We start from the raw sequence: 7,614 nt of genomic DNA, 5'->3' as shown, positions 1-7,614 counted from the left end.
GCTTCGAAAAGCCGAACGAAAACATCGGCTTTGACCCAATCGCGGTAGCGCTTAAAAACGGTGTTCCAGCTCCCGAAGAAGGCTGGAAGGTCACGCCACGGACTTCCTGTCCGCACGATCCAAAGCAAGGCTTCGATGAAGCGGCGATTGTCACCGCCACTTCGTCCGGGATCGCTTGGCTTACCCAGGCAATGCGGTTCCATCTTCGCCCATTGGGCGTCCGTCAGCACAAATCGTTCCATCCAAAGCTTGAATCACAATCCAGGCTCAGGGGGAATCCCGAATCTCAACAAGCCTTAATGCGACCGAGCAGCAATCAAGTCTATCCAGCGCTTTGCAGATAGCGCCCTGCCGAGCGGGGGGAGGACCGCCAGGTGTCACCGCGCATGGCGCGCGACCATGTGGCAGCAGGATATTGATGGCAGTCGGTTTTCCAGCAGCGTCCCACGACACTCGTTTTGTGCCAAGCCATCATTCGAACCATGGTCTTCAGGTCCGACCAACCGCCCCTCTAAAAGGTCTCCAGAATAGCGATATCGATCCTGTCGAGCGGCATATTTCGTGACTCCTGCGAATATCCTGCGATTTCGCGCAACGATTGTCGAAACGCATGATCTCACACAAGCGCATTCGCAAACACTTGCGAGCCGATTCATGGTTCACTCCGACGATACAGGGAGTGAGCCCAAAAGGGCCCGGATCAGGAGAAAAAAATGCGTGTCGGCTGCCCCAAGGAAATCAAGAACCACGAATACCGCGTCGGCCTCACGCCGGGCTCTGTTCGCGAATATGTCGCGCACGGCCATGAGGTGCTGGTCGAGACCGGCGCCGGCGCCGGCATCGGCGCCGATGACAACGCCTACCGCGCCGCCGGCGCCACCATAGCCAAGACCGCCGCCGACGTGTTCGCCAAGTCGGACATGATCGTCAAGGTCAAGGAGCCGCAGCCCAATGAATGGGCGCAGCTGCGCGACGGCCAGATCCTCTACACCTATCTGCACCTGGCTCCCGATCCCGAGCAGACCAAGGGCCTGCTCGCCTCCGGCGTCACGGCAATCGCCTATGAGACCGTGACCGACGACCGCGGCGGCCTGCCGCTCTTGGCGCCGATGTCGGAGGTCGCCGGCCGCCTGTCGATCCAGGCCGGCGCCACGGCGCTGCAGAAGGCCAATGGCGGCCGCGGCGTGCTGCTCGGCGGCGTGCCCGGCGTGCTACCCGGCAAAGTCACTGTGCTCGGCGGCGGCGTCGTCGGCCTGCATGCCGCCCGCATGGCCGCCGGCCTTGGCGCCGACGTCACCATCATCGACCGTTCAATCCCGCGCCTGCGCCAGCTCGACGACCTCTTTGCCGGCCGTGTCCACACCCGTTATTCCACTGTCGAGGCGCTGGAAGAAGAATGCTTCTCCGCCGACATCGTCGTCGGCGCCGTGCTCATCCCGGGCGCGGCGGCACCCAAGCTGGTAACCCGCGAAATGCTGTCGGGCATGAAGAAGGGCTCGGTGCTGGTCGACGTCGCCATCGATCAGGGCGGCTGCTTCGAGACCTCGCACGCCACCACCCATGCCGATCCGACCTACGAGGTCGATGGCGTCATCCATTACTGCGTCGCCAACATGCCTGGCGCCGTGCCGGTCACTTCGGCGCACGCGCTCAACAACGCGACGCTGCATTACGGCCTGCAGTTGGCCGACAAGGGCCTGAAGGCGCTTGTTGACGACCATCATTTGCGCAACGGTCTCAACGTCCACAGGGGCAAGATCACCAACCGCGCTGTCGCCGAAGCGCTCGGCTACGAGCTGGTAGAACCGAAGGCCGTGCTCGCCGCCTGATTCGACTTCAATATTTCCTCCGTCAGCCCGCCGGTTCATCCCGGTGGGCTTTTTTTGGACAAATTGGTGAGTGGCGTCTTCCCTCCGAAGGCTCGTGTCAAGGGTGCTGTGTTTTTTGAGTATGATGAGGAAAGACGCGTAGAGTCAGGTTGTTAGGTTAGCCTCAGCAGATCACCCAAAGCCGGGATTTTTCCGCGTAAGCACTGCGTAAGCAACTTCCGGAAAGGCACAGCGGACAAGGGCGCAGCAATCGACTGGCTGAGGCTTTGAGAGTTGAGTATGTCCTCCCACTCTAAAAGGGGGTGTTGCGGGGATCTCCCCGCAGAAGGGGGTGCGTCGGCGACCGCGGCGGCGACCAGGGGGAACGCTTCCCCCTGTAGGCCTTCCAAATCGCGGTCCCGTCACTTCCAATTGGCGGGCCATTGACTCCCAATCAGCCGAGGCCAATAGTTCCAATCTTCCGGATTCGGAGACGGCATGTTCGAGCGGTTTGTGGAGCGACGGGCGGAGGAAGCCCTTTCTGATACGCCGGTGGTCCTGATCGTAGGCCCGCGCCGCGCCGGCAAGACCACGCTCGTCCGAAAAATGGGAGAAGCCGGGCGGACCTATATCACGCTTGATGACCAGACGGTCCTTGAGGCCGCTCAATCCGATCCCGCCGGCTTCATCCGCGGCCTCGACCGGGCCATCATCGACGAAATCCAGCGGGCCCCTGACCTGCTGCTTGCCATCAAGAAGACGGTCGACGAGGACTATCGGCCGGGTCGCTTCCTGCTGACCGGCTCAGCGAACGTCCTGACCTTGCCGCGAGTCGCCGACAGCCTGGCCGGCCGGATGGAGACCCTCCAGATGCTGCCGCTCGCACGGGCCGAGGTTGAAGGCCGGACGCCGACTTTCCTGGCGCATCTCTTCGCAGGAACGCTCCGGAGCCAGCGGGAGGCAATCCTTGGCGACGATCTTGTCCAGCTTGTCCTGCTCGGCGGTTTCCCCGAAGCGATCAGTCGCGACAGCGAGCGCCGGCGGCAGGACTGGTCCCGATCCTATCTCACCTCGATCCTTACGCGCGATTTGAGGGATATCGCCGACGTGGAGAAGCTGACCGAGCTTCCGAGATTCGTAAGGCTGCTGGCCGAGCACTCCGGCCAGTTGGTCAACTATTCGCAGTTCGGCGCCGGCATCAACGTCAGCCACAAGACGGGGCAGCGTTATGTCGGCCTGCTTGAGCAGGTGTTCCTGATCACGACGGTGCAACCATGGTTCACCAATGCGCTGAAGCGCATCGTCAAGACGCCGAAGCTGCACTTCCTCGATTCCGGCCTGCTGGCGACTGTGCGCGGTCTTTCCTTCGATAGGGTCAAGGCGGATCGCGGCACGTTCGGCGCGCTGCTCGAAAGCTTCGTGTTCGCGGAGGTTCTGAAGCTGATGACGGCCTCGGACCTGCGGCTGACGCCGCACCATTTTCGGGATCGGGACGGGCGCGAGGTGGACATCGTGCTGGAACGCGACGACGGGATGATCGCAGGCATCGAGGTCAAGGCGAGCGCGACGGTCAAAGCCGGTGATTTCACGGGTCTGCGGGCGTTAGCCGAAGCGTGCGGGGACCGGTTCGCCTTCGGCGTCGTACTTTACGATAGCTCGGACGTTGTCCCGTTCGGCAACAAGCTGGCCGCCGCGCCGCTATCCTACTTGTGGGGCTAAGGCGTTATGGACTTCATTCAAATTGCAATCTCCGCGCGGCTCGCACATGGCGATCTTGTTGCTGCGGATAAGGGCGCTGGAAGCCGGGCCGGAAGATCACGCCATCCGTTTGATCCTATTAAAGCAATTGCTCGTTTCGTGCGCGAATGTCGCCGACCTGGAGGGGATAAGCCGGGGAGTCTACAAGGATCATCCGGAGCTCAATGAGATCATCTCGACACATCGGCGGGGATTCGAATTCGCGAAGTACATGCGAAACATTGCCGTCGGCCACGTTAATCCGGCGCTTTGCCGGAAAGCGATCGAATGGCGTCCTGAGCTGAATGCGGTGCTCGCTACGCAAGTGGCAGGGGCGGATGCGTTTTTGAGCTACGCGGTTCTGGAAACCGCGATCAACACCTTCGTCGATGGCGAGCGACACAAGGTTTTCGAGAGCGACACCGACCTTGCTTACCCACCTGATCTAACGCGCTTTCTCAATTATGTCGGCGAAACAGTGCACGCCGGGATCGCCTATTGTTCGGCGCTCTCCGCTATTGCTGTAAGTCGAGCAGAGATGCCGGACTACCGTGAGAAATGGTTCGAATTGTCGGCCAAAGCTGGTCAAACAGAATTTAAATTCATCACGCGAAAGGGCGAACAAGCTTAGGTCGCGACGGAGCTTGCGCCCCGGACGCTTAACTCCGTAGCCCTTTTCTACGTTTCTCGGCGCCTATCCTTGCCACGCAGCCATGAATTTTTGGGCGGCATCGGTGCAGAGGCCGCAGCTTAGCCCGCGCCACGACGCGCCTCGATCTCGACCGCCTCGCTTTCGTCCAACCACAAGCGTTCAAGCCAACTTCTGAAGGCGCTGATCTTATATGAGCGCAGTCTCGATCGCACATAGGTCAGGCAGTGACAGCGCAAATTCGGTCCTGTCATGCCGAAGGGCAGAAGGAGGTTTCCTTTCTCGATCTCCCTCTCAATCAGGCGGAAGCTTTCCAGGCACACCCCCCTGCCCTCTACGGCAGCGGCAATCGACATGAAGGCGTCGCGAAACCGAGGGCCACGCGTCAGATCGATCTGGAGATTGTGGTCCTTGGCCCATTGATGCCAGCTGTAGGGCGTCTGCTCGGACCTTATCAGAGTATGGCCGATCAGGTCCGAGGGCTTGACGATAGAATTGTTCGAGGATGCGATCTCGGGCGAGCAGGCAACGACGATGGTCTCCAGCGGAAAATCCTCTGACGCGATCGAGCCCAGACGAGGCGGGCTGCCGTAGCAAATGTCCACGTCCACTGACCCATCCGTGAGTTTCGACAGGTCCGACGAGGAAAGCAGCCGTACCTCGATCGAGGGGTGAAGCTGCTCAAACATCGGCAGACGAGGCATCAGCCACAGCGAAGCCAGGCTAGGCGCGCAGCCGACGCTTAGAACGTCGACACTGTTGCGCCGCGACACTTCGCTGGTGGCGTGCTCAATCATGGAGAGCGCTTCCGCCAGATCCCGGTGGTAGCGCTCACCCACTTCGGTCAGTGAAACGGATCTTCCAATCCGGTGGAACAGTTTCTCGCCCAGATCCTCTTCCATCAGCCTGATCTGGTGGCTGACGGCGGAAGGGGTGAGCTGCAGGCGTAGCGCCGCCTCAAGGAACGAACCCATCCTGCCGGCCAGAACGAACGACTGGATCGCCCGCATCGATGGGACCGACGTCATGGCCGCTCCGTACCTGGCACCCGCCCAGATGCGCTATTGGCCAGCCGTGCGGTCATATCGCGGCCAACTTTCGCAGGTGACGATGACCTATGTCGGATCTGACCTCCTCTCCAACGGCGATCCGTTTGATGTCGCCAAGCACTTGGGAGAAGTTGCTGCGGCTCGACGTGCCAAAGCCCATGTAGACCTGCTTATAGAGCTGGTAGAGCATCTCATAGCGTTCGCGCGTCGAAGGATCGGGTTCGTACCTTCTGAAGCCAACGCACATCTGCGCCTGCGCGGCCTCGATGCTGCTGTGATCCCTTGATGCAAGGCTGGCGAAAATGCTCGAGCCCAGGCCTGTCGGTAGGCCGTCAGGAACCAATATCGGCTTGCCCAGCACATTCGCATAAATCTGGTTCAGCAAAGGGTTCTTCTGGGGCACGCCGCCGCCATTGATGACACGGTGGACAGGAACGCCATGTTCTTCCATCCGCTCCAGGATAATGCGGGTGTGGAACGCGGTGCCCTCGATGGCGGCATAGAGTTCATCCTGTGCCGTGTGCCCCAGATGCCACCCGATGGTCATACCGCCGAGGTCGGACCTCACCAGGACGGTTCGATCGCCATTGTCCCATGCAAACCGCATCAGTCCTGTCTTGCCGCCTTCCATCCCCTCCAGCCCCTCTGACAATTTCGATACAGAGGTTGAGGCGCGCTTGGCGATGGCGTCGAAGATGTCACCGGTCGCTGAAAGCCCCGCCTCGACGCCGACCAGATCCGGGTGGGCGCTGCCGGGAACGACACCGCATACGCCAGGTATCAATTTGACGCGTTCACTGACGGCGATGATGCATGTCGACGTGCCTATCACATTGACTACGTCACCCAGCCTGCAGCCGGCGCCGATCGCGTCCCAATGGGCGTCGAAGGCTCCAACCGGAACCGGAATACCGGCGGTCAACCCCAGCCTATCGGCCCATAGGGGGCTTAACCGACCTGCCACATTTGCCGACGTCTGATACGAGCCGCTGATTTTCTCGCGGATCCCGTCGAAAAGCGGGTCGACCCGGGAAAGAAAGGCTTGCGAAGGGAGCCCGCCCCATTTCGGATTCCACATCCATTTGTGGCCCATGGCGCAAACGCTGCGCACTATGGCCGAGCTGTCGGTCACGCCCGTCAGCACGGCGGCGGCCATGTCGCAATGTTCAAGCGCCGTTCCAAACCGTTCACGCAGGTCTGGATTGTGACGAAGCCAGTGAAGGAGCTTGGCGAAACCCCATTCATGCGAATAGGTGCCGCCACACCATTCAATGGCCTCGAGATGCGTTTCGTGCGCCGTGGCCGTGATTTCCTCGGCTTCGGCCTTCGCACGGTGGTCGCACCACAGATAGTAGTCGCTCAAGGGGTTGAGGTTCCTGTCGACCGGGATGACCGAAGATCCTGTCGTGTCCATGGCGATCGCGCGGACTTCGCTTCCGTCGATCGCGCAGTCGGCGAGCGCAAGGCGCATCGCGCGGGCCAAAGCGTCCATATGGTCGCGATGCGACTGTGTGGCCAGGTCAGGATCGGAGCGCAGCCGCCCGAGCGGATATTCCGCGATCGCCGTCCCCAGCGAGCCATGCTCAGTGTCGGCGAGTGTTACCCGAACGCTTAAAGTGCCAAAGTCAACGCCAGCTACAATCGACATCGTCATATCCGTCTGTTTCGTCCAGGCTGGCCATATGTCGCGCCATCTCCATGCTTGCGCCGGAAATGCCGATCAAGGAGTGCGCCCGATATCTCTGAGTTCTCGTCGCTGATCTGGCGCGAATGGAACGCTATGCGGGCGACTGCCTCGAGCATTGCGGCGTGGTGGACGGCGTCCGCGGCATCGATGCCCCAACAGAAAGGACCGTGATCGTTGACGAGCGCGGCTGGAATCGACATCGGATCGTTGTTGCCCAAGGCCTCGACGATGACGCGACCGGTGTTGCGGACGTAGTCATGACATATTTCGCCATCGGTCAGCTGGCGCGTGACGGGGATCGTGCCCTTGAAATAGTCTGCATGGGTGGTCCCCATGGGCGGGATCGGCTGGCCGGACTGGGCCCATGCCGTGGCAAAGAAGGAATGTGTGTGGACAACGGCGCCAATGGGTCTGAAGTGCCTATAGAGTTCGAGATGAGTGTCGATGTCGGACGATGGCCGCAGGTCGCCGTCGACTATGTTGCCATCGAGGTCGGCAACCACAATGTCGCCGACGCTCATCGCCTTGTAGGAGACGCCGCTGGGCTTAATCGCAACCACCCCTTCGAGTCGATCAATGGCGCTGACATTGCCGAAAGTAGAGATTACAAGACCGCTCTCGTAGAGTTCGAAATTGGCGTCAAAAACGGATTTACGCAGTTCAGAATATTTCACGTTACCCACC

At 60.7% G+C, this 7,614-nt stretch carries 6 protein-coding genes and 1 pseudogene; 4 read left to right on the top strand and 3 right to left on the bottom strand.

What is annotated here, in order from left to right; translation table 11 throughout:
* From AC0ZT5_RS32970 to AC0ZT5_RS32955, 4 genes and pseudogenes are all read left to right on the top strand, one after another.
* Positions 1–344 (top strand): annotated as a pseudogene (locus AC0ZT5_RS32970) (hypothetical protein); the annotation flags it as partial.
* A 369-nt stretch (positions 345–713) separates the two neighbouring features.
* Positions 714–1,829 carry an alanine dehydrogenase gene (gene ald / locus AC0ZT5_RS32965; RefSeq protein WP_477238139.1) on the top strand — a complete coding sequence of 372 codons (1,116 nt, stop codon included), beginning with the start codon at positions 714–716 and terminating at the stop codon, positions 1,827–1,829.
* 477 nt (positions 1,830–2,306) lie between these two features.
* Positions 2,307–3,527 (top strand): ATP-binding protein, encoded by a 1,221-nt coding sequence (locus AC0ZT5_RS32960; RefSeq protein ID WP_488499835.1) that lies wholly within the window; start codon positions 2,307–2,309, stop codon positions 3,525–3,527.
* A 46-nt stretch (positions 3,528–3,573) separates the two neighbouring features.
* Positions 3,574–4,176 (top strand): hypothetical protein, encoded by a 603-nt coding sequence (locus AC0ZT5_RS32955; RefSeq protein ID WP_488499834.1) that lies wholly within the window; start codon positions 3,574–3,576, stop codon positions 4,174–4,176.
* Positions 4,177–4,295: 119 nt separating this feature from the next.
* Here the strand turns inward: AC0ZT5_RS32955 and AC0ZT5_RS32950 are convergent, their stop codons facing one another.
* The 3 genes from AC0ZT5_RS32950 to araD are packed head-to-tail and all read right to left on the bottom strand — an operon-like array spanning position 4,296 to position 7,604.
* Positions 4,296–5,222: a LysR substrate-binding domain-containing protein gene (locus AC0ZT5_RS32950; protein WP_488499833.1), complete on the bottom strand. Its 927-nt coding sequence runs from the start codon at positions 5,220–5,222 to the stop codon at positions 4,296–4,298.
* A gap of 52 nt (positions 5,223–5,274) precedes the next feature.
* Positions 5,275–6,897 (bottom strand): ribulokinase, encoded by a 1,623-nt coding sequence (locus AC0ZT5_RS32945; RefSeq protein ID WP_488499832.1) that lies wholly within the window; start codon positions 6,895–6,897, stop codon positions 5,275–5,277.
* On the bottom strand, positions 6,894–7,604 hold the full coding sequence (araD, locus tag AC0ZT5_RS32940) for an L-ribulose-5-phosphate 4-epimerase AraD (RefSeq protein ID WP_488499831.1): 711 nt from the start codon (positions 7,602–7,604) through the stop codon (positions 6,894–6,896). Before araD ends, AC0ZT5_RS32945 begins: the two co-directional genes overlap by 4 nt.
* Between the last annotated feature and the right edge of the window lie 10 nt (positions 7,605–7,614).

The sequence above is a fragment of the Mesorhizobium sp. CNPSo 4670 genome (genome assembly GCF_057784235.1).
This window is presented reverse-complemented; position numbering and strand designations above follow the sequence as displayed.

What these genes read in the sequence shown, in the direction of transcription:
- AC0ZT5_RS32960 (WP_488499835.1), top strand. Translation starts at nt 2,307, where the DNA reads ATGTTCGAGCGGTTTGTGGAGCGACGGGCGGAGGAAGCCCTTTCTGAT.
- AC0ZT5_RS32945 (WP_488499832.1), bottom strand. Translation starts at nt 6,897, where the DNA reads ATGACGATGTCGATTGTAGCTGGCGTTGACTTTGGCACTTTAAGCGTT.
- AC0ZT5_RS32950 (WP_488499833.1), bottom strand. Translation starts at nt 5,222, where the DNA reads ATGACGTCGGTCCCATCGATGCGGGCGATCCAGTCGTTCGTTCTGGCC.
- ald (WP_477238139.1), top strand. Translation starts at nt 714, where the DNA reads ATGCGTGTCGGCTGCCCCAAGGAAATCAAGAACCACGAATACCGCGTC.
- AC0ZT5_RS32955 (WP_488499834.1), top strand. Translation starts at nt 3,574, where the DNA reads ATGGCGATCTTGTTGCTGCGGATAAGGGCGCTGGAAGCCGGGCCGGAA.